19 protein-coding genes are annotated in these 26687 nt (G+C 62.6%); 9 read left to right on the top strand and 10 right to left on the bottom strand.

All coding sequences use genetic code 11. The features are described 5' to 3' along the window. Positions 1–6: 6 nt before the first annotated feature. The 9 genes from ACVWZM_RS37000 to ACVWZM_RS36960 form a co-directional block, all read right to left on the bottom strand. Positions 7–1812, bottom strand: a complete 1806-nt coding sequence (locus ACVWZM_RS37000; RefSeq protein WP_253639597.1) for a serine/threonine-protein kinase — start codon at positions 1810–1812, stop codon at positions 7–9. After that, the gene (locus tag ACVWZM_RS36995; RefSeq protein ID WP_253639596.1) at positions 1809–2585 is read right to left on the bottom strand and encodes a PP2C family protein-serine/threonine phosphatase; all 777 of its coding nucleotides are present in this window, start codon (positions 2583–2585) and stop codon (positions 1809–1811) included. The genes ACVWZM_RS37000 and ACVWZM_RS36995 overlap by 4 nt, the downstream gene beginning before the upstream one ends. Before the next feature lie 6 nt (positions 2586–2591). Further along, on the bottom strand, positions 2592–3293 hold the full coding sequence (tagF, locus tag ACVWZM_RS36990) for a type VI secretion system-associated protein TagF (RefSeq protein ID WP_168858792.1): 702 nt from the start codon (positions 3291–3293) through the stop codon (positions 2592–2594). Next, the gene (gene tssM, locus ACVWZM_RS36985) at positions 3290–6841 is read right to left on the bottom strand and encodes a type VI secretion system membrane subunit TssM (protein ID WP_456855832.1); all 3552 of its coding nucleotides are present in this window, start codon (positions 6839–6841) and stop codon (positions 3290–3292) included. The genes tagF and tssM overlap by 4 nt, the downstream gene beginning before the upstream one ends. Positions 6842–6886: 45 nt before the next feature. Beyond that, positions 6887–8122, bottom strand: coding sequence for a type VI secretion system protein TssL, long form (tssL, locus tag ACVWZM_RS36980; protein ID WP_256527869.1), 1236 nt, complete (start codon positions 8120–8122; stop codon positions 6887–6889). Between the two features lie 287 nt (positions 8123–8409). Beyond that, on the bottom strand, positions 8410–9747 hold the full coding sequence (gene tssK, locus ACVWZM_RS36975) for a type VI secretion system baseplate subunit TssK (protein WP_028335406.1): 1338 nt from the start codon (positions 9745–9747) through the stop codon (positions 8410–8412). 48 nt (positions 9748–9795) lie between these two features. Further along, positions 9796–11172, bottom strand: a complete 1377-nt coding sequence (tagH, locus tag ACVWZM_RS36970; RefSeq protein WP_456855831.1) for a type VI secretion system-associated FHA domain protein TagH — start codon at positions 11170–11172, stop codon at positions 9796–9798. Between the two features lie 12 nt (positions 11173–11184). Then, positions 11185–11652, bottom strand: coding sequence for a DUF6931 family protein (locus ACVWZM_RS36965; protein ID WP_456855830.1), 468 nt, complete (start codon positions 11650–11652; stop codon positions 11185–11187). A 101-nt stretch (positions 11653–11753) separates the two neighbouring features. Continuing rightward, positions 11754–13622 carry a type VI secretion system Vgr family protein gene (locus ACVWZM_RS36960; protein ID WP_076831482.1) on the bottom strand — a complete coding sequence of 623 codons (1869 nt, stop codon included), beginning with the start codon at positions 13620–13622 and terminating at the stop codon, positions 11754–11756. Positions 13623–13971: 349 nt separating this feature from the next. On the opposite strand from ACVWZM_RS36960, the gene ACVWZM_RS36955 reads away from it, so the two are divergent. The 9 genes from ACVWZM_RS36955 (at position 13972) to ACVWZM_RS36915 (ending at position 25939) form a co-directional block, all read left to right on the top strand. After that, positions 13972–15285, top strand: a complete 1314-nt coding sequence (locus ACVWZM_RS36955; RefSeq protein WP_316397687.1) for a type VI secretion system protein TssA — start codon at positions 13972–13974, stop codon at positions 15283–15285. Between the two features lie 128 nt (positions 15286–15413). Then, on the top strand, positions 15414–15941 hold the full coding sequence (gene tssB, locus ACVWZM_RS36950) for a type VI secretion system contractile sheath small subunit (protein WP_092082334.1): 528 nt from the start codon (positions 15414–15416) through the stop codon (positions 15939–15941). A gap of 17 nt (positions 15942–15958) precedes the next feature. Next, on the top strand, positions 15959–17461 hold the full coding sequence (gene tssC, locus ACVWZM_RS36945; protein ID WP_057019596.1) for a type VI secretion system contractile sheath large subunit: 1503 nt from the start codon (positions 15959–15961) through the stop codon (positions 17459–17461). Positions 17462–17513: 52 nt separating this feature from the next. Continuing rightward, positions 17514–17999: an Hcp family type VI secretion system effector gene (locus tag ACVWZM_RS36940; RefSeq protein WP_016843423.1), complete on the top strand. Its 486-nt coding sequence runs from the start codon at positions 17514–17516 to the stop codon at positions 17997–17999. Between the two features lie 68 nt (positions 18000–18067). Further along, a complete protein-coding gene (gene tssE / locus ACVWZM_RS36935; RefSeq protein WP_092082332.1) occupies positions 18068–18616 on the top strand; it encodes a type VI secretion system baseplate subunit TssE in 549 nt (182 codons plus the stop codon). A 1-nt stretch (position 18617) separates the two neighbouring features. Next, positions 18618–20585, top strand: coding sequence for a type VI secretion system baseplate subunit TssF (gene tssF, locus ACVWZM_RS36930; protein ID WP_456855829.1), 1968 nt, complete (start codon positions 18618–18620; stop codon positions 20583–20585). Next, positions 20549–21613 (top strand): type VI secretion system baseplate subunit TssG, encoded by a 1065-nt coding sequence (gene tssG, locus ACVWZM_RS36925; RefSeq protein ID WP_076831489.1) that lies wholly within the window; start codon positions 20549–20551, stop codon positions 21611–21613. Before tssF ends, tssG begins: the two co-directional genes overlap by 37 nt. Positions 21614–21710: 97 nt before the next feature. After that, positions 21711–24347: a type VI secretion system ATPase TssH gene (gene tssH, locus ACVWZM_RS36920; RefSeq protein WP_141339672.1), complete on the top strand. Its 2637-nt coding sequence runs from the start codon at positions 21711–21713 to the stop codon at positions 24345–24347. Between the two features lie 5 nt (positions 24348–24352). Then, the gene (locus ACVWZM_RS36915) at positions 24353–25939 is read left to right on the top strand and encodes a class I SAM-dependent methyltransferase (protein WP_253639589.1); all 1587 of its coding nucleotides are present in this window, start codon (positions 24353–24355) and stop codon (positions 25937–25939) included. A gap of 56 nt (positions 25940–25995) precedes the next feature. On the opposite strand, the gene ACVWZM_RS36910 is transcribed toward ACVWZM_RS36915, so the two are convergent. Continuing rightward, positions 25996–26625, bottom strand: coding sequence for a hypothetical protein (locus ACVWZM_RS36910; protein WP_141339674.1), 630 nt, complete (start codon positions 26623–26625; stop codon positions 25996–25998). Positions 26626–26687: the final 62 nt, after the last annotated feature.

Below are 26687 nucleotides of genomic sequence, written 5' to 3'. Positions count from 1 at the left end.
GGCAGCTCAATTGGTGAGCATCACATAGCGTCCAGCCGCGGTGATGGTCACGTTGCCGCGTTGAGCTTCGCTGGTTGCCTGCAGGAAGAATGTGTCGGCAGCCATCGGTCGCGGCTGGCGCAATGAATCCAGAACCCGCGGGGCTGCGACGGCCAACAGGAGTTGCGGACCGGTCGTACGCTCCATCGGCAGGGCAAAGGAAAGCGAGTCGACGCCCGGCTTCAGGAGGTAGGACAGGCTCCGCACCTCGCCGCGATCCGAGACCATGAGCAGTTCAACCACCCGGTTGGCAAAATTCTCGACGGTCCCATTAAGGGTCTCGCCGGCCTTCAGCTCCGTCGCCGACAGGTTGATGCGGGGCGCACGCGCTTGATCGCTTCCGACCTGACTGAGGAATTTGACGGCCGGACATTGTGCCTGATTCACCTGCCTGACGCCGACCGACGCCTCAAATCCCTGCTCCTTTCGAAACGCCTTGTCGAAGGTATCGAACGGGGCGGTCGAGGCGCCGAAGCCTTCAATGACGGCTGCGCTTGAGCTCACGGCAACAGGCAGGATGAAGAAGCAGTCGCCGCCCGCATATTGGGCAACATATTTGCGGATGCGCTCGGCTCGACCCGGCCCGTCGGGGGACGGAGACGGCGTCACCGTCGGCTGAGACGGCAACTTCACCGGCTCCTGACGCGCCGGCGGTGGCGGAGCAGGCTCGCTCGGCGGCGCGGATGTCCCGGCGAGTTTCGGAGGCGGCGGCAAAGCCGCCAAGCCCGATGTCCTCCAGACGAATTTATAGAAGGTGTACCCGCCGCCCCCCAGCAGAAGCAGCAGCCCCGCGACGCAAGCGCTGAGCCAGATGCGGCGGGAGTTCCGCGTGGTTGATGGCACCCGCTCCTGCTGCGCAGACGTCCCGGCTTCCGGCTTCCCCAATGGATCGAAGCCGTAGAGCGGCGCGGCGGACGGCTGCGCCGAACCCGCCGGCGTCCAGTTGGCGACTTCCGCCATGGTCGGGCGCAACGCCGGGTCCGGCTGCAGCATCCTCTCGAGAAGCGGCCTGATGCGCATATCCACCGCGCCGAGATCGGGCACGCGCCGACGCTTCTCGACCAGTTGAAACTGGCTCCCGCCCATATCGAGCTTCTGTCCGGTCAGGGCATGGAACAGCACGAGACCAAAGCTGTAGACGTCGGATTTCGCGGTGACATCATTGCCGTACAAGCCGACCTGTTCCGGCGACGCGTAATTGTCCTTGCCGGCGAAGCCGGAGCCGATGATGGTTTTGTCACCCATCTGCGTCGACCGGGCGATCCCGAAGTCGATGATCTTGGCCCGCCTTACATCATCGAGCGGCACGATGATGTTGTCGGGGGAGACATCGCGATGGATAATGCCGTGCTCGTGAGCGGCCTGAAGGCCCGATGCGACCCGCCGCATCAATTTGATCAGCGCTTCGAAGGTCAGCGGCCCATCGTCGAGCATGTTCGACAGCGAGCGTCCGTTCACAAACTCCATCGCCAGATACGGGCGCTGCAGTGCGGGCTCGACCGTGAACAGGAAGTAGCGAACGATTGCTTCGTGCGGAAGATTGTGAAGCGCAGCCGCCTCCCGGCGGAACAGCGCAAGCGCCGCCTCGTTGTCGACCATGTCGGGGAGCAGCATCTTGACCGCGACGGGCGATCCGGTCTGGATCTCGCGGCATCGGTAGACCTCCCCCATGCCGCCTGCCCCGATCATCGCCTCGATCTCGTAAATGCCGTTGAGCCGGGTGCCGGCCGGCACACCGCGGTAGGATGACCGAAACGGATCGTTCGCGGTCATGGTCGCGGCTCCTGATCAAGCGGCGTCCTCGTCGGCTCTGAGGATCGTGGCGCGAGCAATCGCACGATCACGATCGTGACGTTGTCGAGTCCGCCGCGATCAAGTGCGAGCGCGAGCATGTCGTCGCAGGCGGCCTGGGCAAGGCGGGTGGCCGCGTGCTGCTCGATCTCGTCGTCCCGCACGTGCCGGGTCAAGCCGTCACTGCAAATCACGAAGATATCTTCCGGTTCGGCCGGACCGGTCACCACCTCGAGCTCGGGGTCGGCGACGACACCGACAGCACGGGTGATGGCATTGCTCGGCCAGTCCTGGACCTCTTCGCGCGACAGCGCGCCATCGGCGATCAGCTCCTCCAACTCGCTGTGATCGTGCGACACCTGTGTGATGCCGTGGCGGTTGACCAGGTACACCCGGCTGTCACCCGCCCAGATGCAGGCATAATGGCCGTCGCGTACGAGCAGGACTGCCGTTGTGGTCCCTACAATGGCACCCTGCCTTTCATGGCTGAGTGCCAGGATCTGCTGGTTGGCGCTGAACAGACGCGCCTCGCATTGCGCCAACAGGTCCGCCGCGGAGTCCGGCGCGCCGATGGAATCAAGCGCCTCCACCACGATGCGGCTGGCAAGATCGCCCGCCTCGTGACCGCCCATGCCGTCAGCGACGGCCCACAGGCCGACGTCGGTCCTTACCAGGCACGCATCCTCGTTCCGCGCCCGCACCCGTCCGGCGTGAGTGACGCTACCGACATCGAACAAGGAGGGGACGTGTGCCATCGCGTGTCATCCCGTCCCGGCCACTTCGCGGCCAACGTCGCCGGTCAGCAGCGTGGAATAGCGAAACGGATCCGGCAATCCGCGGCAACAGAGTGCGACCGGCGAAAACCCTTCGCCCCCGGCGGTCCACCAGAAGCTAGCCGCGGCATAGACTTGAGGGTTGGCGCCGCAGAGCCTGCCGAACGACCCGGCAAACCCGTCGACCGTCGAAACCATTCCCAGCGTCGCGTCGCTCAGCGACACGACCGGCGGTCCATCAGTCCCCGGCGTCCGCAGACGCGGAAGCGCGAGACGATCCAGTGCATCGGAGATCTGCTCGAACGTCGCAGCCCGGTCCAGGGTCGAGAGCAGGAACGTCTCCACTTGCCCATACCACTCGTCCTGCGGATCGATGTGCGGCGGCGACAGCGCGGCGTCACCATCCGGCACCGCATGCAGCGTCAACGGATAGTATCGCCCCACACCGTCAAGCGAGGGCATGATCGCTCCTGCGACGGTGGTGCCGCAGATCGCGGCGCCAAGCCAGAATCGCCAAATCGGCGCGGTCAGGAATGCTTCCTGCCAGCCGGCGCCGAGTTGATGGCGGCTCGCGGAGATGGCTGCCTGCACCCACGGCTCCCAGACTTCCAGGAAGCTGCGCGGCGTCGCGATCGCGATGAAATCACGCTTCGCGCCGATCTTGCCGAATAAGCCGCATCGCATGGTCATATTCCGGTCGGGCAACGAAACTCGCGGAGCACTGACAGATTTAACGGATTGCGCAGCGATCCGGTCGAAATCTGATAGTTGAGCTCGCGTCCGGCAACAATGAACGTTGCGCTGGCGGATTCCGCCTTGGCGACCAGCGAACCAGCCTCCAGCATTCGGAACAATGACCAGGGACCGATGCGCTCGAGTACGGATGGCGAGCCGGTCTCGTTGCTGACCGAAATTGCCGTCCGCGGCGATGGGCCGGGCCAGAGCACCGTCGTCGGTGAATTGCTCTGCGGTGGCGGCGGCGGAGGAGCGGGTTGCGGCGCGCCAAACATGGAGGGGGTTGTGGCTGGTCCTGGTGTGGTTGGGCTCGTGATCGTCGTACCGCCGATCTCGGTCTTCACTGTAATGCCCGGTCCCGCCGCAGCCGGCGGCCGGATCGCAAAGGACACCGCCGGCACACCGCCGCCAGTCTGGAAAAAGGCATCGCGGATATAGGCGGCGTTCTGGAACTGCTTTAGCGTATCAGGCGAGAACGATCGGCCGACGGGGCTCTCCTTCCGCCAGACCCATTCGGATCGCGACGTATCCGCATAAGGCGCCAGGAACTGAGTAAAGAACTTGTCCATGACACCGTTCGGGCTGAACAGTTTGGCAAAGTCCGCGAGCGGGACTTCCTGACCGCTGCTCCGTACGAACGGGTAGCGGTTGGTCACCGTCTGCTGACAGACCGGCGTGACCTGATCGCGCAACGACTGCAGGATCTGACCGGCCGTGGAGGCGGCGATGCTGCCTTCGAACTCCCCAGCCGCCGCCCGCAGCATATCGGAAAATGGTGGCGGCATACGCGAGGCATTGTTGCGCAGCGCCGCAACCTGGGTCTGAAGCCCCGCCGTTGCTTGCGCCGTCAGCTGCGGATTCTCGACCATCAGCGTCAGATTCTGCGCGATGTCGTTCAGGTTTGCGATCGTCGAGTCGATCGGCCGGCGGGTGCTCTCCCCTTCAAGCACTGCATGGTAGGGTTTGAACTGCGACTCGATCGCCGCACCGGGCGTACCATCCTGGGCGTTGTTGAACAGCGCCGGCGCGGTCACCGCGGGCGGCGCGGCCGGCGTGCCGCCGCTCGCCGGCTTCGGGCGTTCCTTGGTCAGCATCGTCTCATCGCGCACCGACTCCAGGATTTGCCGCATCGGCGAAGTCGGCGCCGAAAGCGCCCTCAGCACCTCGTATTTCGGCTTGTCCGCGAGCAATTTCTTCAGACGCAGACTGCCGAGCGCGGTCCGCCACGTCGTCACGAACTCATTGGAGTAGATGCTGAGCAGATCGCCAGCCAGATTGTCATACTGCTGGTCGATTGCCGACTGCTGGCCGGCGTCACCCAAGACCCAGCGCTCCCGCTTCATGCGCTCTGACAATCCGGGCAGTCGAGCGATGAACTTCTGATTGAAGCCGTTGTAGGTGAAGAACTCGGGCACCCGCACATTGTCCAGGGGCTGCCCAGTCGTGGTTTCGAAGACAACTGCCACGTCCGGACCACCTCGGCGGCTGGCGATCCAGTCGCCGGCGGTCGATCCACGAGCCTCCGACTTCAGGAACTCGTAGGCGCGTTGCGACACGCTGAGGCGCGCCAATGAATTCTGGGCCTGCTTGATCAGGCGTCCGTCAAGCTCGACCAGCGGCGGCTGCTCGGTTTCGAGGTCGAACATGGCGACGAGATTTTCATCGAGCAGACGCCGTCCCTCCGCGTTGGTCGCGCCGGGATAGAGGTTGTCCGCCCAGTCGCGCTGCATCCAGGAACGGATGAGCTCGCGGTCCGGGGATTGCAGGCCGCCGAGCATCAGGTAGACCTTCAGCGCCTCATAGACGAAGGCAGGCTCGTTGATGCGCGCATTGAGCTGCTCTTCCAACCGGTACAGCAAGCGAGGCCGGAACATGCGCTCAAGCGCGGTGTGATAGGCCGCCTTCGCGGGCGACAACAGGCGCGCGTGCTGACTGAGCCCGTAGCGCGCCGACAGTGCTACCGGCTCATTCCGTGAGGCATAGCCGGCCGGGGCGTTCCGCAGCCGATAGAGCAGCGGCAGCACCTTGTCGAGATCGTGATCGGCGATCAGCGTTTGCTTGATGAGCGGCGCCCCGGCGGCCGCATACTCGTTGTCCGCCTGCAAGCTCTGCTCGATCAGGTCGGAGTTGCGCTTGTAGCTGGTCAGCCACGCACCGACCAGTCCGATCGCCACCAAACCTATCAGCGACAGCGCCGCGGTCTTGAGGATCAAGGCGCGGCGCACCGCAGCGCGGTCAGTCGAGACCCAGTCGGCCTCGCCGATGATGACCTTCGAAATCAAATCGGCAAGGAAAAAGCTCTTGCCGGTTCCGGAGTACGATCCGGCACCGACTTCCTCCGCGCCGAACGTACGCGCCAACGATCCGATCAATTGATCGATCGGCGTACCCTGCTGGGTGCCCGACGTGAAATAGAACCCACGCAGATTGGCATTCACGTGATACCGTGTCGGCTCAAAAATCTGGTTGAGGAAATCGTGGATTTGCGGCTTGAGCCGCGCCATCTGCGCCGGGAAGCCGAACAACTGCACCCGGTGCTGCGGCGTCGGCTCGTCCTGCAGACGATCGAGCGTTTCCTCGCTCAGACGCTCCAGCAGGCGATCGAACTCGACCGGGACCTGCCCCACCAGATTCTGGGTCTTGTCGGCGGTCTGGAACGTGGCCCCCCAGACCTGGCGCCGGCCGGCCTCGCCGAGATAGGCGAAATATTCGGTGAAACCGGCAACGAGATCGGCCTTGGTGAACAGCGCGTAGACCGGGAAGCTCACTTTCAGCCTTTGATGCAGTTCGAGGAGCCGCATCCTGATGGCATCGGCATGAAGCGCGAGTTCCTGCTTCGGCAGCGTCAGCACGTCCTCCAGACTGATCGCGACGAGAACGCCGTTGATCGGCTGGCGCGACCGATTTTTTTTCAGGATGTCCAGGAAGGACAGCCAGCTTTCCCTGTCGGCTTTGCTGTTCGAATCCTGGGTCGTGTAGCGACCGGCGGTATCGATCAGCACCGCTTCCTCGGTAAACCACCAATCGCAGTAGCGAGTCCCGCCGACGCCGGCGATCGCCGCCGGCGTCGCCCCGCGCGCGAGCGGAAACTTGAGTCCCGAATTGACCAGCGCGGTGGTCTTTCCCGCACCGGGCGGGCCGATAATGACGTACCAGGGTAGATCGTAGAGATATCCGGACTTGTTGCCGCTCGCGGTCTTGAGCGTTGCGAGCGCATCCTTCATGCGCTCCTTGAGCACCGGCTCGTCGCTGACAGCCTGGTCCGCAGCGCTGACGCCGTCGGCGATCTCTTTGGCATTCTTGCGTCGCTTGAAGAAATGAAGGCCGGTGATGCCTGCCGCCGCCGCGCCGAGCAGCAGGATCGCGATCTGGCGAACGATGTGATTTTCCAACGGATGCCAGTCGCCGAAAGCAACGAAGGGACCGGCAAGGTAGATCACTGCTCCAAGCGAGCTGAGCCCGACTCCATAGAGAACGATGCGTAGAATGTCCTTGGCGAGCATATTGACCGGTACCTGTCGCTTATCGCGTGAGCTTCTGGCGTCCGCCTATTCGCTACGTTCGATGAAGATTTCGACCCGACGGTTTTTGGCACGCCCCTCGGGTGTCGAATTGCTGGCAATTGGTGAATCCGACCCCTTGCCGTCGACATCGACGCGCGAACCATCGGCCAAGCCGGGCTTCAGCGCGGCGGCAACCGCCTTGGCGCGCTCGACCGACAATTCGAAATTCGAGGGGAAACGCACGGTGCGGATCGGCGAGCTGTCGGTATGGCCAACCACCCGGATTCGCCCCGGCTCCTTGTCGAGCGTCGCCGCGACGCGGGCCGCGATCGGCTTGAAACCATCCAGGATGGTTGCCTGGCCCGAGGCAAACAGTGCGAGATCGCACACCCTGATCACGATGAAGCTCGCCGTCTGATCCGCGGTCATGGCGCACGCCGTCTTCTCCTGTGCAAGCGCGTTGCGAATGCGCTGCAGCTGGGTGATGCGGTCCGGCGGTGGCGGCGGAGGCGGTGGTGGCGGCGGCGCAACGACGCGGCGCTTGAGCTCGATCGGATCGCCGGGATGCAGTGCCAGCGCGACTTGCGCAGCATTCTCCGCACGGCCAGCCAGCAACGTTCGCAGAACGAAATAGGATCCGGTTAACAGCGCAGCGACCACCGCCGCCACCAGCCAAACCGGAATGCGCAAGTGCTTCCGCCGACCGGCCAAGGCCTGTCCGCGCCAGTGCGGCGACAGATCGTTGGTCGGCTTGGGCCGAACCCGGCGCAGCGTTTCATAGAGGTTGCGCTGGATCACCTGGAGGTTCGCAAGTCCGCCCGGCGACGTCCGGTGGATTCCCTGGAATCCGAGCGCAAGGCAGGCGTGCTGAAGCTCGAGCACCGGATAGTTGACGAGCGGATCAGTCTTCAAATGGTCGAGAATCTCGAAGAAGCGTACGCCGCCCACGCGCTCGCCGAAGAACCGGCTGAGCATCGAGTATTGGGCCCAGACGTGCCGGTCGTCGGTCGGAATGTGCTGCACAATATCGTCGGCGGTCGCGCACAGGATATACTTCGCCGTATTGGCCTGGTGCTCGGAAATGCCCGCCGAGCGGATATCCTTCTCGAAGAACTTGATGGCGTCGGCGACCTGCTCCATCAGGCTCGCGAATGACGCCCGCATCAGCGCGACGCGCAGCCGGCCGAGCAACTGCAGCAAAGGGCCGCCGGCGCGCATTACCGGATTGGCGTTTGGCGCAACCAGATCGTCGACACGCAACGGCGGTCCGGGCGGCAGCATCGGTTGCGGCGCCTGAGCCTGCGCCGGTGTCGAAATCCATTCCTCCGAGGGCTGGCTGGTCGGCGGGGCGGCGTAGCTTGCGCCCTGCGGTGTGGGAGAAAACGAGGGCGGTGGCGAAGGGCCACCCGGCGAAGCCATGGGCGATGGCGAGTACGCCGGACGGCTGGCAGGTCCCTCGCCTGCTGGAGGTTGAGGGGCCGGAGCCGGCGGCATCTTCCCGCCAGGGTTCGGACGGATGATGGTCCGCTCACCCCGACCGAAAGGATTAACCGGCTTGTCCCTGTCGGTCATGGCCGCTCTTCCAGGATGGCCCAAAGGTACAACTCAAGCTCCGGCCAGTCGCCGGAAAAATGCATCCCGATCGAGGCCGCGGTGCTGAACTCGGGCCACAGCGGCGACTTGCGATCGAGATAGAAATAGACGTGGTCTGTGATGGCTCGGATGTGCGGTGGCGGCGTCGGCAGATGCACCAGGGTCAAACCCGGCAGGTTTGCGTGCACGATCTCGGTCATTTTTGTGTTGGGCCCGACCTTGAACAGGTGCGGGAATTCATTCTGAATCTCCACGAGAGGCCGCCGCGCGGCGACCTCCAGCACCAAGGTCGCATTTCGGAACAACGCGCGATCGCGGATCGGCGATACAAATGCGTTCTGGGCGCGTTCGATGATCTCCAGACGAATCGCCCGCCTGCCCAGCCGCGCGCTCAGGAAATCCTGGATGTCGCGGACCAGGGGCGTGAAGACGTATTCGAGGTTGTCGTGATCGTATGCCGGGTAGTCCCGTGCGCGTCGTTCGGTGGTCGCGAAGGTCGCAAGCTCACCGGCAAACCTCAGCAATTCCTCGTAGAGCCGTTCCGGATGTACACTGCCGGATCGTTTGAAATGAGTCAGCACCGGAATGGTCCGGTTCAGTACCTGCAGCACCAGATAGTCGACGCTCTGCAAACCGCCGCCGGACGACGGATCGACTGCGTAGCGCGCAAGCTCGTCGAGCTTGGTCTCGACCCAGCCGATGATTCGATTGAGCCAGCCATCGACAACCGGATGCGCGGCGCAGACCAGCATCGGCGGCACAAACTTGTCGTCGAACAGGATGTTCTTGTCGCGCACTTCGAGGATGCGAGCGATGCCGAGACCCATGTATCCCGGCTTGCTCGTCTTGCGCAGCTCGAACGACAGGCGTGGATAGACAACGTCAATTTCTTCTTCGATGCGCAGCGCCGAGGTTGAATCGATAAACGTTTCGGCAGTCCGAACGTAGCGACTTGCGCTGTCGGTGCGATCCTCATCCACCTCCCGCGTATTGGGAGCCGCGACCGGCATCATCAGCCAGACGATCTGGCCTGCGGCCGAATCCGGCACTTCGATGGCTTCCGGGATCGGACTGTCGGCAGGAATATCGAACGGCGTTCCATCCGGCATGACGCCGGTCGCACTGCGCACGGCGAATTTGCTCTGCTGGGTAAGATCGTTATCGATCTCGAGCTGGGCAAAGCCCCAGGGGTACGGTGTCGTGTAACGAACGCGCTTTTCCAGCAGATGCTCGAGATAGCGATCGTTCTGCTGCAGATGATGCGGCCGCAGGAACAGACCCTCCGACCAGAAAACTTTGCTGTACCAAGACATTCCTACATCCACTTGGCAATGATCGGCGACTGCATCGTCACCGACAGTTCACTTTGACCCCGACTTGTCTGCGCGGTCGTAATATTCGGAGAAATGCAGCATGAAGGTATCGATCGGCGCGCTCTCGTCGCGACCGAGATGCGCGTTCCAGCGCGTCAAAAATTCATCCCAGAGCTTGCTCTTGTTCGAGCCAAACAAGGACCTTGCGCCGCGCTGAAGCTCGAGCTCGCGCGCCATCAGCGTCGGATCGATGCTGGCGATTAGTCCCCGGACGGCATGCTGCATTGCCGCATAGGTCTTCAATTGATGGGATTTGAGGTCCTTGAAGCCCTGGGCGAAGGCATGCGGCGCATCGAGATAACTGCGGGTCGGCGGCCCGAACAGGATACGCATCGCGTCTTCCGCGGTCGGCGAGAATTTCAGCGGATTGTTCTCGATGGCCTGGATGGTGGTTTGGCTGGTGCTGCGCGTCAGCTGCTTGGCCTGGGTGCGCGCCTGCAGCAGGGCCATCAAATTTTCCACCGTCATGCGCAGGATGACGCCGAGCTGTTCCGCGAGTTCAGCTTCGGTCTTGTCGGCAAAGAAACCGTCCGGCAGCCCGGCAGCACGTGCGACCTGGCGCGCAAACTCCGGATTGCCGATCGACGCGGCCGTGGCTGGTGCCGGCTCGGCCAGTTGCGGCCGCGGCGCTCCCACATGCCCTGCCGGTGAAGGCGCCGGCGGTGGCGGGGCAGCCGCTTCGTCGTCGGCCCATACCGACGGTCGGCGCGGCGTCGGCATCGCGTGCAGCACGTCGACCGGCGGTTTTGGCGTGGCGACCGGACCGGCTGCCCAGCTCATGTCGTCGTGCAGCGGCGGCTCGCGTTGAGGCATCTGCGACGAATGGCGGACAGGATCCACACCCGCCGCGGGAACGCTCGCTGCCCAGTCCAGGAATTCCGGATTGACGGGCCGCGCGGCCTCGCGCGGTTTTCGCAACTGCTGCGGGTCGATTGGCGGCGGCACGTCGCGACCGGGAGCCCACAGTTCGTAGTAATCGGCGTGCTGCTGAGCGAGCGGAGCTTGCTGCTGCGCACCATGGCTCGGAGTGTCCTCGGCAGGCTCATCCAGGTCCAGCGAAACGCCAATGACATAGTGGCCGATGACGAGCCGATCGCCGTTGCGCAGCCGATGCGCTCCCCGCATACGCTGGTCGGCACCATTGAGAAAGGTGCCGTTGGTCGAGACGTCGTGCAGCCAGTAGCCGCCGTCGCGATAATGGACCTCGCAATGCTTCCCCGAAATCATCCGTGCCGGATCGGGCAATGTCCAATCGAGATGGCGGTCCCGGCCAATGTCGACCGAACGCCTTCCGGTGACGGTAAATGACACAGGGCCGCCGTCTGGAAGGTTCGGCTCGTTCTCGATGTTGAAGCGAAGCACCATCACATCGTCTCGTCAGCGTGGAGGGCGCGGTTCGCCGCGTGCCAATTGAATACCATCCTCCAGGCAGGCCGTCATTATCCGGTCCCTGGACTCACGGGTAAGCCGGCAGAGGCCGATCAAAAGGGCTGCGCGAACCGCTCGCGCCGTCTGATCCGGCTTGGCTTCGACCGGCGCAGATTCCGCGGGAACCACGCTTCCGCCGGACCAACCCGCCGCCAGCGCCAGCCAGGTCGCCGGCTGCTCGAGATCGTTGGCATTGCCGACCGCCAAAGCCTTGTTGCGCGATTGCTCGTCCGGCTGCCGGACCCAGGTCTCGGCGAAATTGAGCGACCTGCCTTCATTGCCGTCGAAATGGTCGAACATCTGGCGCAACGAGCGACAGCCCCAGGCGACGGCCACGCGCCTGGGGAGCAGATACGCGCAGAAGGACACAGCCTGGTGCCAGTTGCCCGCATCGGCCGCCTCCTGCAGGAAATCCAACGACAGTTTGTCCGGAGCGGCTTTGCCGACGTCGTAGCGCGCCAGCGGATAGGCTTCGAAGAGATCGCGGACTGTGCTGAACCGAACCTGATTCATGGCTGTCAGCCGACAATGGTTGGCGTGCCGTGGGCAACCAATGGGCCGCCGGCGGCGAGCGCCATGGCGGCCTGCGCGGTCATGGTGATGGTTGGGGCGTTGATGACGATGCCGGCTGGAGACAGGATGATCTGGCTTGGACCAACCTGCAGGGTGATATTGACGTTGGCCGAAAGGGTGATGCTCAGGCCCGCATCGACGGACTGATCCATCGCCAGCTTGACGTGCTGACCGCCCAATTGGATATCAAGCTTGTCGTTGCCGTTCTTGAGCGTGGTCTTGCGGGTATCGCCGCCGAACGCCGCCTCACCGATGGTCCTGGTCTCGGTGTCGCGGACCGTGACGTCGTAGTCCTTCTCGGCGTGTAGGGTGATCTTCTCGGACCCCTTCTTGTCCTCGAAGTTCCATTCGTTGTAGCCGCCTCCTCCCTTGGTCGAGTCGGATTTCAGACCCGCGATCGTCTTCTTGGACGGCAGGTCGTACGGCAGCTTGTATTCATCGTTGTATACGGTCCCTATCACCAGGGGCCGGTCGGGATCCCCTTCCAGGAATTCCACCACCACCTCCTGCCCGACGCGCGGGATGATCTGACCGCCCCAGCGCTTGCCGGACCAGACTTGCGCCACGCGCAACCGGCACGACCGCTTCTTCTTCCGATCCCAGAAAAAGCGAACATAGATTTCGCCCAGCGACTCGACGTCGATTTCCTCGCTCGAATTGTCGTCCTTGGTCACCACCTTGGCTGTCTGAATGCCGTTGATCCTCGGCTTCGGCGTCGTCATGGGAGATCGAAACGGCCGATCGCTCGGCAGAAATTCGTAGCTGCCGAAGTAGACGTGCTGCCCGGCGTCGCCGGGGCCGCCAGTGCGATAGGATTCGATGGAAAACGAGTGAGCTGCCCGTACCACGAGATATTCGACGTTCTGCGAGTCTTTCGAGTGCTTCTCGAGCTTGGTTAGTCCGCCCGGAAACAGATTGACGGCGTCGCCGTTGCCCCGGCGGCGCCGATCCATCGCCTGCTCGGCCTGGAGCTGGATCTTCGCGTATCGCTCGCCGTCGGATTTTTCCTTGAACTTGCCGGGATAGTCGTAGAACTCCATCTCGGATCGTGTGTAGTGCTCGGAGCCCTTGGCGTCGCTGATCATCTGTGCGTTGGGCTTCTGGTAGTTGTAATCGTTGAGCTCGATCTTCCCGGTGCGGAACCGGCGCTCGGACGCCCATTCATAAATATGCTGCTCGCCGCGGCGATCGGAGCCGGTAAGCGGGATGTAGGGGATCTTCGCAAGACCGTTGATTGGACTGTGCGAGGACTTGGAATCGGCCAGCACCAGCGTGTGCTTGCCGCCTTCATGCTTGAAGAAGTAGTAGATCCCGTGCTGCTCCATCAACCGGCACACGAAATCCAGATCGGTCTCGCGATATTGAACGCAGTATTCGAGCTTTGGACATGAGCCCTCTTCGGTAAGCTTGGACTCATAATCCGTGAAGCCGCGCTCGTTGAAGACCTCCTTGATGATGTCGGGCGCCTTCTTGTCCTGAAAGATCCGGCAATCGGTGGTCCGCGACAGCAGCCACAACCAGGGCCTCAGCACGATCCGGTAACTGAAATAGTCGTTCTTCACCCCCAGCCATTGGGCTTCCGTGAGAATGCCGCTGAACTCGCGTTCCTTCTCGTGCAATTTGATGGTGAGGGTGCACTGCTTGCCGATGGCCCGATCGAAGTCGAGATCGGCTTCCTCGCTGAGACATTCGATGCGGTATTCGAACAGTTCACTCAGACCTTCGGCGGCCTCGAACCGGGCAAAAACCAGAACGTCCTTGCCAAGGGGGGTCTTGAGCTCGCAGAGGCGGGTATCCTGGGTAAGCTGGCCCATGTGGGCGTTAAACTCCCTCGTTGACCGCACGAGCTGCGCAATCGGCGCATCAGGCGGTCAAGCACGAACGACCGAAATCCGAGCCGTCCATCGGTGGGATGGCCGGCAAGTCCGCTCGGTGTCACTCTCCTGACGCGGCAACGCACCCGCCCGGGGAAGCCACTGCGGCACTCATGTAGTCGGTTCCAAGCGCTTGCTGGTTCACGGGAAACCGCCACCATCGCGGGAATGAACCGAGGCCGGCGTTGATCTGACCTACCAGTCAATCGGATCATGATCCCCCGCGTGATCCGCCAGATGTCATGGACCTGGTCGAGGGGCCAGGGCCTCGCAGACGGATCCTCTTTGCATGCTCGACGTCGCATCCCTGACCCAGCCCATCGGCCCCGACGATCCCTGCGGGCCCGACCTCGATGCGGCCGGCGACGTCCAGTACCTGAACTTCTTCGCAGCTGCGGAATCGCTGCTGCCGATGTCGTATTTCGAGGTCGTCAACGCGAATGGAGAGCGCGGACGCTTCGACCCGAAGGCCATCGATATTGCCGGCCAGTTCGCCGCTGCGCAGCCCCTGTTGGCTCGCACCCGCGATCTGCGCCTGACCATGCTGCTCGCCAAATTTTCCATCCTGAACCGCGATCTCGACGGCTTCCTCAGCTGCCTGCGGGCAACCAGCCTGCTGCTCCGCGAACAATGGGAAGCGGTTCACCCGAGGGGCGAGGACGGCGACTATGCCTTTCGTGCGGTCACCATCGAGGCGATCGACGTGTTTCCGACGGTGATCAACCCGCTCCAATTCCTTCCCCTGATCGAAAATCGACGGCACGGCAGCCTCAACTACCGAGCCTATCAGATTGCCAAGGGCGAAATTCCCGCCGGCGATGCCGATGTCGACATGCCAGATCTCGGAACCATCGAGCGCATCGTCGCCGAGACCGATCTCGACACCCTCAAGGCGGTGAGCGCCCGCTGTTCGGCGGTCGCTGCCGAGATTGCCGGCATCAAATCGGTTTGGCACGAAAAGTTGAACTCGGGGCAACCCATCAGTCTCGACAGGCTGGCGGGCGTCGCGAACGGCTTGTCCAGCTGGCTCGCAGCTCTGGTGACCGCACGCGATCCGGCCGCAGCTGCCTCATCCCCGGAGGAGACCGCCCAAGACGGCCCACAGCCTCCGATCGAAATCGCCGGCGCAGTCACGTCACCCGGACAGGCATCCGCGGCGCTGGCGGCGGCTGCCGACTACTTCGCTCGGAAGGAACCGTCGAGCCCGGCGCTGTTGCTGGTGCGGCAGGCGCAGGACATGGTTGGCAAATCGTTTATCGAAGTGATGCGGATGCTGATGCCGGCCCACGTGGAAACCGCCGCCATCAATATCGGTCGCGACAAAGTCTTCGACCTGCCGATCGAGCGCATGGCGGAATTCGCCACCTCGCTCCCATCCGCGGCCGAAAATGAGGCTCAAGGTACTGTTTTTGCAGCCGAAAACAGAGCCCAGGCGTTGGACTTGCTGAGCAAAGTCGCGTCGTTCTTCCGGGCCGCGGAGCCGTCCAGCCCGATCCCGTTCCTGGTCGATCGCGCACGTGAACTCGCACAGCGAGACTTCCTCAGCCTGCTGAACGAAGTGCTGCCGGAGGGCGCTCTGAAGGCGATCGATAAATCGAATTGAACCCGCCTTCCGTTCGACGGGACTAACTGAACGGAAGGAAGCTCCGCCGACGAAACACCGAGGCACTTCCCTGCCTGCGTCGCGCAAGTCGGCTTCCGCAGAGATTTTTTTGTGAAGAGGGCAACCCAATGGCAACCGACAGCGGTCAAAAATTCATTCGCCGAAACCGCGCACCGCGCGTGCACATCACTTACGAAGATCCCTACGACGCCGAGCGGCTGATCGAACTGCCGTTCGTCATGGGCGTCCTGTCCGATCTTTCCGGCAACAACCCCGGCATCGAGAAGACGAAGGTCGAGGAGCGCAAGTTCCTCGAGTTCGACATGGACAATTTCGACAACCGCATGGCGGCGATCCAGCCCGGCGTGACGGCGCGCGTCGCCAACCGTCTCAGCGACGGGTCCGACGAAAAGATCTCCGTCAACCTGCGCTTCAACAAGATATCCGACTTCACGCCGGTGGCGGTCGCCCGCCAGGTGCCGGCGACGGCCAAGCTGCTCGAAGCGCGTGAACAGCTCGCCAACCTGCTGCGCTACATGGATGGCAAGGTGGGTGCCGAGGACCAGCTGAAGAAGCTCCTCGCCGATCCTCAACTGATGGCCGCACTGCGCGAGCGCGCGACCAGCCAGTCCACCGAATCCGACAGCAACAGCTAAGGGAAGGAATGGGGACCATGGCAAAAGAAGCAATCCACAAAGAGACCACCGCCAAGGTCGGGACCGTCGAGGCTGACGAGTTCGCCGCCCTGCTGAAGCAAAGCTTCAAGCCGCGCACCGAACGTGCGGCGACCGAAGTCGAGAACGCGGTGTCCACGCTCGTTCAGGAAGCGCTGAAGGATACGAGCGTCATCAAGTCGGACGTGCTCGACACCATCGAGGAGATGATCGCGCGGATCGATCAGAAGCTGACCGCGCAGATGAACGAGATCCTGCACGCGCCCGAATTCCAGGCGATCGAAAGTGCCTGGCGCGGCCTCCACTACCTCGTCTTCAACTCCGAGACCGACGCCAACCTCAAGATCCGGGTGATGAACGTCTCCAAGAACGAGCTGTATCGGAACCTGCGGCTCTATCCCGATGCGCGCTGGGACCAGAGCCCGCTGTTCAAGCAGATCTACGAGTACGAATTTGGCCAGTTGGGCGGCGAGCCGTTCGGCTGCCTGATCGGCGACTACTATTTCAGCCACCTCCCCACCGACGTGCAGTTGCTCCGCGATCTCAGCAAGATCGCCGGCGCCGCGCACGCCCCCTTCTTCAGCGGCGCCGAGCCTACGCTGATGGGAATGGACTCGTGGACCGAACTGTCCAACCCTCGCGACATCGGCAAGGTGTTCGACACGCCGGAATACGCCGCATGGAAGGGACTGCGCGATCAGGACGACTCGCGCTATCTCGGTCTGTGCATGCCGCGCGCACTGGGCCGCCTCCCCTACGGCGCCAAATCGGAGCCGGTGGAAGAGTTCGCCTTCGAAGAGGAGACGGACGGGCACACCGGTGACAAATACGGCTGGATCAACGCCGCCTATGCGATGGCGGTCAACATCAACCGCGCCTTCAAGGAGTTCGGCTGGTGCACGCGCATCCGCGGCGTCCAGTCCGGCGGCGAGGTCATCAACTTGCCGACGCATACGTTCCCGACCGACGACGGTGGCGTCGACCTGAAATGCCCGACCGAGATCGCCATCAGCGATCGTCGCGAGCACGAGCTTGCAAAGGCGGGACTGATCCCGCTGATCCATCGCAAGAACACCGACAAGGCCGCCTTCATCGGCGCCCAGTCGCTCTATAAGCCGAAGAAGTATTTCGGCGACAAGGGCGTGGATGCAACCGCGTCCGACAACCTGTCGTCACGCCTGCCCTACATGTTCGCAGTATCCCGCTTTGCGCATTATCTGAAGTGCATGGTTCGCGACAAGATCGGATCCATGAAGGAAAAGGATGAGCTGACGGTCTGGCTGCAGACCTGGATCAACGAATACGTTGATGCCAATCCGGCCTTGTCGTCAGAAGCTCAGAAAGCGCGCAAGCCGCTGGCCGCTGCGAAGGTTGAGGTCATAGCAAACGAGGAGAACCCGGGATATTACAACGCGCGCTTCTTTCTCCGTCCACACTTTCAACTGGAAGCGATGGACGTCGGTCTCAGTCTCGTTTCGCGCCTGCCAGGCCCGAGCTCCTGACGCCGCGCTATTGCAACCGTCACTCATCAGAGAATTTTGAAAGGGCTATGCTATGGCTGTCGACATCTTTTTGAAACTCGATCCGATCAAGGGCGAGTCGCTCGACGACAAACACAAGGACGAAATCGACATTTTGAGCTGGTCGTTCGGCGAGAGCCAAAGCGGCACGTTCCACAGCGGGTCGGGCGGCGGCGCCGGCAAGGTCGCGGTTCAAGACCTCCACTTCACGCACTTCGTGGACAAGGCGACACCCGAGCTTTTCAAGGTCTGCGCCAATGGAAAGCACATCGACAGCGCCATCCTCACGGTACGCAAGGCCGGTGAACACCCGCTCGAATATCTCAAGATCGAGATGAAGCACGTTCTGGTTTCCAGCGTCTCGACGGGCGGATCGCACGGCGAGGATCGCCTCACCGAAAACGTCAGCCTGAACTTCCAGAAGGTCAAAATGACCTACAAGACCCAGACCGAAAAAGGCGGCGCCGGCGCGTCTCCGGTGTTCGGATGGGACGTTGCGGCCAACAAGGAATGGGCCTGATCGCAGGCTTCCTGCCCGGCGCCGGTTGCCAATAGCGGCAATCGGCGCCGGCTGTACGGGGACCGTCAATGACCGTTACGCCAAGGAAGGACCGGCTCTCTCCGCCATTGATGCTGGCCTTTCGTGCGGCTCATGATGCTCGCGATGCGCGCAAGGCACTCGAACTGCGCGATCAGTTCGGCGAGCGAGTGATAGCGGGACGGCGCAGCGCTGGTCGTTTCCCGATCTCGGAGACGCTGCTAAGGCGCGAGGTTTCGCAGGACGTCGAAACACTCCTCAATACCATTGCCCTCGAATCGACGCTTGACCTGACCGGTCGCGGCTGCGTCCGCACCTCGATCCTGAACTATGGTTTCCCCGATATCGCAAACCGTTCGATCGACGAAGTCACCGACGAGGAGCTTAGCGATGCCCTGCGCATGTCGCTCACGACCTACGAGCCGAGACTCGATCGCAAGTCCATCCGGGTGCGGCGCGACACCTCCGTGGGCGCCGAGCAGCTCAAACTGCGCTTTGTCGTGCATTCCGACCTGAAATGCGAACCGCTCAACGTGCCCGTGGAATTCGTCGCAGACGTCGACCTCGACAGCGGCGATATACAGATCAACCGATTATAGCATGAACCGCGAATTCCTCGACTTCTACAATCGTGAACTGTCGCTGCTGTACGAGCACGCGGAAGGTTTTGCCGAGGAATATCCTGGTATCGCCGAGCGCCTCGGCGGTCTGGTCCGCGACCGCTCGGATCCGATGATCTCAGGCCTGCTAGAGGGCGCTGCATTTCTCGCCGCGCGTGTCCAGCTCAAGCTCAAGCACGAGTTTCCGGAATTCACCGCGAACCTGCTTGAGCAGTTGGTTCCGAATTATCTCGCGCCGACTCCGTCCGCCATGCTGGTCAAGATTCAGCCGACCTACGCCGATCCGGCGTTGCGCGACGGCAAGAAGATCGCGCGAGGCGCCTATTTCGACGCGAGCTATCGCGAAAGGGAACGGAGCCTCGCCTGTCGATTCCGGCTTTGCCGCGATATCGTGCTTTGGCCCTTTGACGTCACCGGCGCCGAATATTTTGCGACCGCGGGCGCGTTGCAGGCCCTCGGGATTCCAGTCGGCGGAGAGGTCATCGCCGGACTCAGGCTCTCCTTGACACACCGTACCGCCGCGCGGCTCGACGAGGAGCCGGCGGACGCGGAGACTCGCAACAAACCGGAGACCTGGTTCGCCGGCTGCCGCACCAGCGAACTGCCCATCTACCTGACCGGCGCCGAGTCGGATGCCATCGCACTCTACGAACAACTGACCTCGAATTGCGTCGGGCTTTATTTTCGCTATCTCGACGATTTCGGCGATCCGGTCGTCATCCGGGCTCCGAACGACTGTGTGCAGCAGGTCGGCTTCAGCGAGAACGAATCCCTGTTTCCGAACGACAACCGGGTCTTTCGCGGCTCGGAGTTGTTGCGGGAATATTTCGTGTTTCCGCGCAAGTTCCTTGGCGTCAATCTGGCGCAGCTTCGCGCTGTGATGCCGCGGTTGCGCAGCAAATCCATCGATATCGTCTTCGCGTTCGATGAACACAACTCGCGTCTCGCCGCCTCGGTCCGGGCGGATACGTTCAGTCTCTACACCGCCCCGGCGATCAACCTGTTCGAAAAGACCAGTGATCGCATCCCGATCAAGTCGAACACCTACGAATACCACGTGGTGCCCGACCGAAGCCGCTACCTCGAATACGAGCCGCACCAGGTGCTGGAGGTTTACGCGCACTTTCCGGCGGAAAAGGACAAGCGGCGCGTGCGTCCGCTGTACTCCGCCGCCGTCGACAGGACGGCCGGATCGGTCGAGGGACTTTATTACACGGTTCGTCGGCTGCCGCGGCGGCGCACCGTCGAAGAGAAGACCTATGGCGCGGCCTCGGACTATACCGGGACGGACATGTTCCTCTCGCTGCTCGAGCCCGGCGACCCGAGCGGCGACGGATCCGCCGCCGAGCTGAGCGTCCGCGCGCTGTGCTCCAACCGGCATCTCACGGAACATCTGCCGGTCGGCCAGGGCGGAGCCGACTTTCGCCTGCTGGACGACACCTCGCTCGAGCTGATGTGCATCGCCGGCCCCACCCGACCACGCGAGCCGGTGGTGGCGCAGTTGCGCAGCCGCAGCGAGATCGCCAATAGCGGCGTCGTCAGCTGGCGCCTGATCAACATGCTGAGTTTGAACTATCTCGGCCTCGTGGAACGCAGCGGCGGCAAGAACGCCGGAGCACTGCGGGAGATGCTGTCCTTATTCGCCGACCAGTTCGACGATGCGACGGAACGAAAGATTCGTGGCGTGCGCAGCGTCGAGAGCAGGCCCGTGGTGCGGCGGGTGCGTGAGCGTACCGGCAGCGGCGCGGCGCGCGGCCTGGAGATCACGGTCACGCTTGACGAGAAGGCATTCGAGGGCAGCGGCGTGTTCCTGCTCGGAGCTGTGCTGGAACGCTTCTTCGCCGACTATTCAGGCTTCAACACCTTCACCCAGACCGTCATCTCGACCCCGGAGCGCGGCGAGATCATGCGCTGGCCGGCCCGCATGGGCACCCGGAGGCCGCTGTGACGCTGATCGACCAGATGAAGGCCGAGCCCTGGCGGTTCGATTTCTTTCAGACGCTCCGCCAGCTCGAGCGATGCAATCCGGATCGACCGCGGATCGGCGACAGTGCAGCGCGTCGCGAGGAGTTTGTGGACCTCGGTCAAACCCCCTATCTGGAATTTCCCGCCTCCAATCTGAGCTCGGTCGACGATCGTGATGGCAGGCTCAAAATTCTGGTCAAATTCCTCGGCCTGCTCGGACCGCAGGGCGCGCTGCCGCTGGCTACCACCGATGAGAGCGTCGGCTGGCAGTTGATGCGGGACGACGCTTTCCCCCGTTTTCTCGACCTGCTGAACGGACGCTTTCTGCAGTTGTTCTTTCGAGCCTGGGCAGACGCACGGCCGATCGCCCAGCATGATCGGCCATCCGACGACCGCTTCATCGCTTATGTCGGCTCCTTCGCCGGCCTCGGCTCCGATATTTTTGCCAATCGGGATACCGTGCCTGACATGGCGAAGCTGAGCTTCGCCGGGCTGGTTTCACCGAGAGCGAAATCCGCATCACGACTGGCGCGGCTGCTGCAAGGGCTGTTCGATGTCAGGGTCGAGATCGACGAGTTCGTCGGCACGTGGCTCCCATTCGACCCAAGCCATTGCAGCCGGCTCGGCGGGACGCACGCCAAGCTTGGTCACGACGCGCTCCTGGGCTCGCGTGTGTTCAGCGTCGAAGACAAGATCAGGGTTCGCGTGTTCGTGAAGGATTTTGCTCAATACGAGCAGTTCCTGCCCACCGAAGCGCCGAACCTGTCCGAGCCCCTGGCTGACGCCATCTACTTCTACATCGGCGACGAACTCGAGTGGGAGGTGGAACTTGCCATTCCGGCGGGAGCGGTTGTCCCGATGAAGCTCGGGCAGAGCGGACGCCTTGGATGGACCAGCTGGGTTTCGCCGAACTGGGCCTCGACCGAGGAGTATCGGCGCGATGCACGCTTTCACCTTGCCGAGCGTCTCAGAGCCCGGCGCAACGCTGCGACTGTTCAGCAGCCGATTTGAACCTAAGCATCGCTCCGATTGTCCTAACATCATGGGAATTCGAGCCGATTTCCGCGACGACCCGGCATCGCCCGGGGATTGAGCAGGAGGCGCCATCGTGACCGATATCAGCCTTGAGGCCGTGACTGGCAAACTGAACCGGGCCGGCTACGATGCCTTCATACAGGCCCTGCGCCACGCCAAGAGCGTCAGCAACCGTAACGTGGAGCTTGCGCACTGGCTGTTTCACATCCTGCAACAGGAGCGGACCGACCTCAGCCTGTCGGTGGATCACTACAAGCTCGACCGCGCGCGGCTGCTGTCGGACCTCGCAGGCGTCATCAACGGTTTCCGCAAGAACGAAACCGACATGCCGGGCGTCGCCAATTCGGTCATCGATATTCTCGACCGTGGCTGGCACTACGCCACGCTGTTCTTCGGCGAGACCCAGATCCGCACCGGACATCTCCTGGTCGCCGGATTGAAATCGAACGAGATCCGTCGTGCGCTCAACAACATCTCGCAGGAATTCGCCAAGATAAATGTCGACGCATTGGCTGCGGAGCACCGCGCCATCTGGGCAGGCTCCGAGGAGGAGACCATGCGTCCGATGGACGGCTCCGGATTGGCCGGTGCCGGTACTGACGGTACGGACCGGGCGAATCCCAAGGGGACGACGCCGCTCGACCGGTTCTCCCAGGATCTGACCGCCAAGGCCAGATCGGGCCAGATGGACCCGATCCTCGGTCGAGACGACGAAATCCGCCAATTGATCGACGTGCTGATGCGCCGGAGGCAAAACAATCCGATCCTCACCGGCGAGGCCGGCGTCGGCAAGACCGCCGTGGTCGAGGGATTTGCCCAGCGCATTGCCGCCGGCGAGGTGCCGCCGCCGCTGCGCAACGTCAGGCTCTGCGCGCTGGATATCGGCCTGATGCAGGCCGGTGCCTCGATGAAGGGCGAGTTCGAGCAGCGCCTGCGCTCGGTGATCGACGAGGTACAGAACTCGCCTACCCCGATTATCCTGTTCATCGACGAAGCGCACACGCTGATCGGGGCCGGTGGCGCCGCCGGCACCGGCGACGCGGCCAATCTCCTCAAGCCTCCCCTCGCCCGCGGCACGCTGCGGACCATCGCCGCCACCACCTGGGCAGAGTATCGCCAGTACATCGAAAAGGACCCCGCACTCACACGGCGCTTTCAGCCGATCCAGGTCGATGAGCCGGATGTCGAGACCTGTTGCATCATGCTGCGCGGTCTCCTGGGCCCGATGGAGAAGCACCACGGCGTTCGCATCTCGGACGCCGCGATCGTGACCGCGGTCAACCTGTCGCATCGCTACATTCCGTCCCGACAGCTGCCGGACAAGGCGGTCAGCTTGCTGGACACGGCTTCGGCCCGAGTAGCCATCAGTCAAAGCGCGACGCCGGCCCTGATCGAGGACGCTCGCGTCGCGATCGCGGCCCGCGAGGCCGAGCGATCGGCGCTGGTCAGCGACGGCGATCTCGGGGACGAGAACAGCGAGCGCATCACCACAATCGACGGCGACATAGCGACGCTGAAGGCCAAGCTGTCCGGCCTGGAGGCCGACTGGGCCAAGGAACAGGAGCTCGTCAAGGACATCCGCAGCATTCGCGAAATCCTCTCCGAGAACGGCGACGAAGATCGAGCGACGAAGCGCGTCGAGTTGCGCGGCAAGTTCGAGACACTGGAAGGCATCAATCCGGAAAAGCGGATGATCTATGCCCATGTCGACCAGCAGTCGGTGGCCTCTGTCGTGTCCGACTGGACCGGTATCCCGACCGGCAGAATGATGCGCGACGAGATCGAAACCGTCCTGAAGCTACCCGAAATTCTCAATCGACGCGTGGTCGGCCAGTCCCACGGGCTGACGATGATTGCGAAACGAATCGAGACCAGCCGCGCCAAGTTGGACAACCCGTCCAAGCCGATCGGCGTTTTCATGCTGGCCGGACCGTCCGGCGTGGGTAAGACAGAAACCGCGCTCGCGCTTGCCGAAACCCTTTATGGCGGTGAGCAGAACATGATCACGATCAACATGTCGGAGTTCCAGGAGGCCCATACGGTCTCGACCTTGAAGGGCGCACCTCCGGGTTACGTCGGCTATGGTGAAGGCGGCCGGCTCACCGAAGCGGTCCGGCGCAAGCCCTACAGCGTTATCCTGCTCGACGAGGTGGAGAAGGCCCATCCCGACGTCCATGAGATCTTCTTCCAGGTGTTCGACAAGGGAGTCATGGAGGACGGCAACGGTCGGCGAATCGATTTCAAGAACACATTGATCATTCTGACCACGAACGTCGGCACCGATCTCATCATGAGCCTGGCGCGCGATCCGAAGTATCGCAACGAGCCGGAAGAACTCGCCAGGCTGCTGCGGCCGGAATTGCTGAAGGTGTTCCCTGCCGCGTTGCTTGGGCGCATCGTCTCGATCCCCTACTTTCCGCTTTCGGACGAGATGCTTGCCGGCATCGTCAGATTGCAGCTCGACCGGATCGGACAGCGCCTCCGCGATAATCACAAGGCTGCCTTCGGCTACGACGATGCAGTCGTCGAGCACATCGTATCCCGCTGCAACGATCCGGACTCCGGCGGGCGGATGATCGACAACATCATCACCAACACGTTGCTGCCCGAACTGTCGCGCGAATTCCTGAGCAAGTCTCTCGCCAAGGAGGAGGTCAAGCAGACGCGCGTCTCGATCGTGAACGACAAGTTTGCATATTCGTGGAACTGACTGCGATGAACATCCAGACCGAGCACCGCCAGCCGACCACCGGCACCACACCATACGATGAGGTGTATTATCCCGGGCATGTCTACGGGCTCACGCACCCGAACCATCTGGCAACGATCGCTACGGTCTACGGCATGCAGCCGGCTCCGGTCGAGCGCTGCAGGGTCCTGGAGCTCGGCTGCGGCGTTGGCGGCAATCTGTTGCCGATGGCTTTTCAATATCCGGACAGCGAGTTCATCGGTATCGACCTGAGCGGCGTCACGATCGAACGCGGACAGCGGAACATCGCCGCATTGGGCTTGAGCAACATCAGGCTTCTGCATTGCGACATCATGGATGTCGACGCGGCCTTCGGACAGTTCGACTACATCATCGCCCATGGCGTGTATTCATGGGTACCACCGATCGTGCGCGAGAAGATGATGTCCATCTTCAAACGGAATTTGGCGCCACAGGGGCTCTGCTACGTCAGTTACAACGCGCACCCGTTCTCGCATCTTCGCGACATGGTCCGCGACATGATGCGCTACCACACCCGGCGCATCACCGGGATGAAGGAGAAAGTGGGACAAGCTCGCGCCATCGTGAAATTTCTCAGCGAAGGATCGAAGTCCAGCTCGGTGCACGGTACAGTCATGCGCGACCAGTGCAACCGCGTGCTCAAGGCTCCGGACGAGTTGCTTTTTCACGACGATCTCGATTCTGGCGCGACGGCGTTCCTGCTGCACGAAGTCGTCGAAGACGCCGGCCGACATGGGCTGCAATATCTGAGCGACGCCGATTTCTCACGACGCTATCTTGCCGGTTACACCGAAGAGGTCCGCGCCACGCTGCAGCGCTTTCCCGAAAGCGAGTTCATGGCGCGCGATCAGTATCAGGACTTCATCGACGGCAACGGGTTTCGGCGTACGTTGCTCTGCCACGAAGGCATCTCCCTTGACCGCAAGGTCGATCTCGACTTCATCACCGCCTTCTATCTGCTGAGCACCACCAGCCCACGTCGCCCCGACGCCTGCCTGACCGACGATTCCGAGATGGAATTTGAAAATCAGGACGGCAGCCGAATCACCGTGACCAATCCGCTCCTGAAGGCCGCACATCTTTGTCTCGGCCGGGCCTGGCCGCGCGCACTCTCGTTCACTGAACTGCTCGATGGCGCCCGGACGCTGCTGGAAGGCCGGCAAACAGCCGATGACCAACGGATATTGACGGAAGCGCTCTATATCCTGGCCTGCAGCGGCGAGGTCTCCTTTCTGAAATCACGGCCGTTTCTCGTGAAAGAAGTCACGGATTGTCCGCAGGCGAGTCTGCTCGCCCGCAGACAGGCGCAGAGCGGCCCGCTGGTCACCAATCTGCTTCACCAAACCGTGCAGTTGGAGGACGACAGGACGCGCCACTTTCTGCAACTGCTCGACGGCTCCCGGACGATCGAGCAAATCACAGCCGAAATGACTGAAATCTTCGGACCGACCATCCAGGTCAAGCAATTGGATGATGCCGGGCAGCCCGCCGAGCCGTTGCTGCTGTCAACCCGACAAAGCGTTGACCGTTCGCTGGCGACGGTCGGCAAACTGGGTTTGCTGGTGGCCTGAGGACGGGCGGCAAGGAGCCGGCCCGTCATTTTGTGGAGCGGACGCCCCACGTCCCATCAGCCGTCGTGGGTGTATTGTTGGCCGAGCAGCCACCCGGTGAGAATGCCGCCGGGTCCGCTGGCATAGACCGCGCTAAGGCCGACACCGGCGCGCAGCATCTGCCATTCATGCTCGCCGACCCAGGGAATGCCGGGATCACCCTTCTGATATTGCGACAGCAACGTTCGGGCGACTTCCGCGGCATTGGCGTAAATCGGGCCGTTCGCCCAGCGGGGTCGCGGCAGGCCCGTCATGCGGCAGTAGAGCGCGGTACAGACATAGGCGGACGCCTCCTCCGCATTGCCGTCAAGGCCGGTACGCAGCAGATCGTAAGCCGCATGCAAGGCCTCGTGGACGATATAGGCTTCGTCCATTCGCCCCGTCGCCGACACGACCTCCAGCGTATTCGCCGCGACGACCGTACCGTCCGCCCGGGTCCGCGCGACGTCGTTATATTGTGCCGCAACATTTGCCGCGAGGTCCGTCGGAACTCTGACGCTGACCTGTCCCAACCGGATCGCGCGAGCGACGTGATGGAACGTTTGCGGTGCAATCGTCACGTGGCTGCCACGGATCGGAAACCGGAAGCGAATGCGTGCGACCGCCGGGCCATTGAGTACGTCTAGCACCCTGCTCCGAAGTGACATCGGATCGTCCTTGCTGTTGACACTGCTCCACGAATGGTGGTCGGCGTTTCCGGTTGGGAGGT

It is taken from the genome of Bradyrhizobium sp. USDA 4501 (assembly GCF_054062115.1).
Note: the sequence above shows the minus strand (reverse complement) of the source record. Positions and strands in the feature narration are given on the sequence as shown.

Coding starts and splice junctions, on each gene's coding strand:
- tssM (WP_456855832.1), bottom strand. CDS start 6,841: ATGCTCGCCAAGGACATTCTACGCATCGTTCTCTATGGAGTCGGGCTC.
- ACVWZM_RS36915 (WP_253639589.1), top strand. CDS start 24,353: ATGAACATCCAGACCGAGCACCGCCAGCCGACCACCGGCACCACACCA.
- ACVWZM_RS36955 (WP_316397687.1), top strand. CDS start 13,972: ATGCTCGACGTCGCATCCCTGACCCAGCCCATCGGCCCCGACGATCCC.
- tssF (WP_456855829.1), top strand. CDS start 18,618: ATGAACCGCGAATTCCTCGACTTCTACAATCGTGAACTGTCGCTGCTG.
- tssB (WP_092082334.1), top strand. CDS start 15,414: ATGGCAACCGACAGCGGTCAAAAATTCATTCGCCGAAACCGCGCACCG.
- ACVWZM_RS36910 (WP_141339674.1), bottom strand. CDS start 26,625: ATGTCACTTCGGAGCAGGGTGCTAGACGTACTCAATGGCCCGGCGGTC.
- tssE (WP_092082332.1), top strand. CDS start 18,068: ATGACCGTTACGCCAAGGAAGGACCGGCTCTCTCCGCCATTGATGCTG.
- tssK (WP_028335406.1), bottom strand. CDS start 9,747: ATGTCTTGGTACAGCAAAGTTTTCTGGTCGGAGGGTCTGTTCCTGCGG.
- ACVWZM_RS36960 (WP_076831482.1), bottom strand. CDS start 13,622: ATGGGCCAGCTTACCCAGGATACCCGCCTCTGCGAGCTCAAGACCCCC.
- ACVWZM_RS37000 (WP_253639597.1), bottom strand. CDS start 1,812: ATGACCGCGAACGATCCGTTTCGGTCATCCTACCGCGGTGTGCCGGCC.
- ACVWZM_RS36940 (WP_016843423.1), top strand. CDS start 17,514: ATGGCTGTCGACATCTTTTTGAAACTCGATCCGATCAAGGGCGAGTCG.
- tagH (WP_456855831.1), bottom strand. CDS start 11,172: ATGGTGCTTCGCTTCAACATCGAGAACGAGCCGAACCTTCCAGACGGC.
- ACVWZM_RS36995 (WP_253639596.1), bottom strand. CDS start 2,585: ATGGCACACGTCCCCTCCTTGTTCGATGTCGGTAGCGTCACTCACGCC.
- tssL (WP_256527869.1), bottom strand. CDS start 8,122: ATGCTGCCGCCCGGACCGCCGTTGCGTGTCGACGATCTGGTTGCGCCA.
- tssC (WP_057019596.1), top strand. CDS start 15,959: ATGGCAAAAGAAGCAATCCACAAAGAGACCACCGCCAAGGTCGGGACC.
- tagF (WP_168858792.1), bottom strand. CDS start 3,293: ATGACCATGCGATGCGGCTTATTCGGCAAGATCGGCGCGAAGCGTGAT.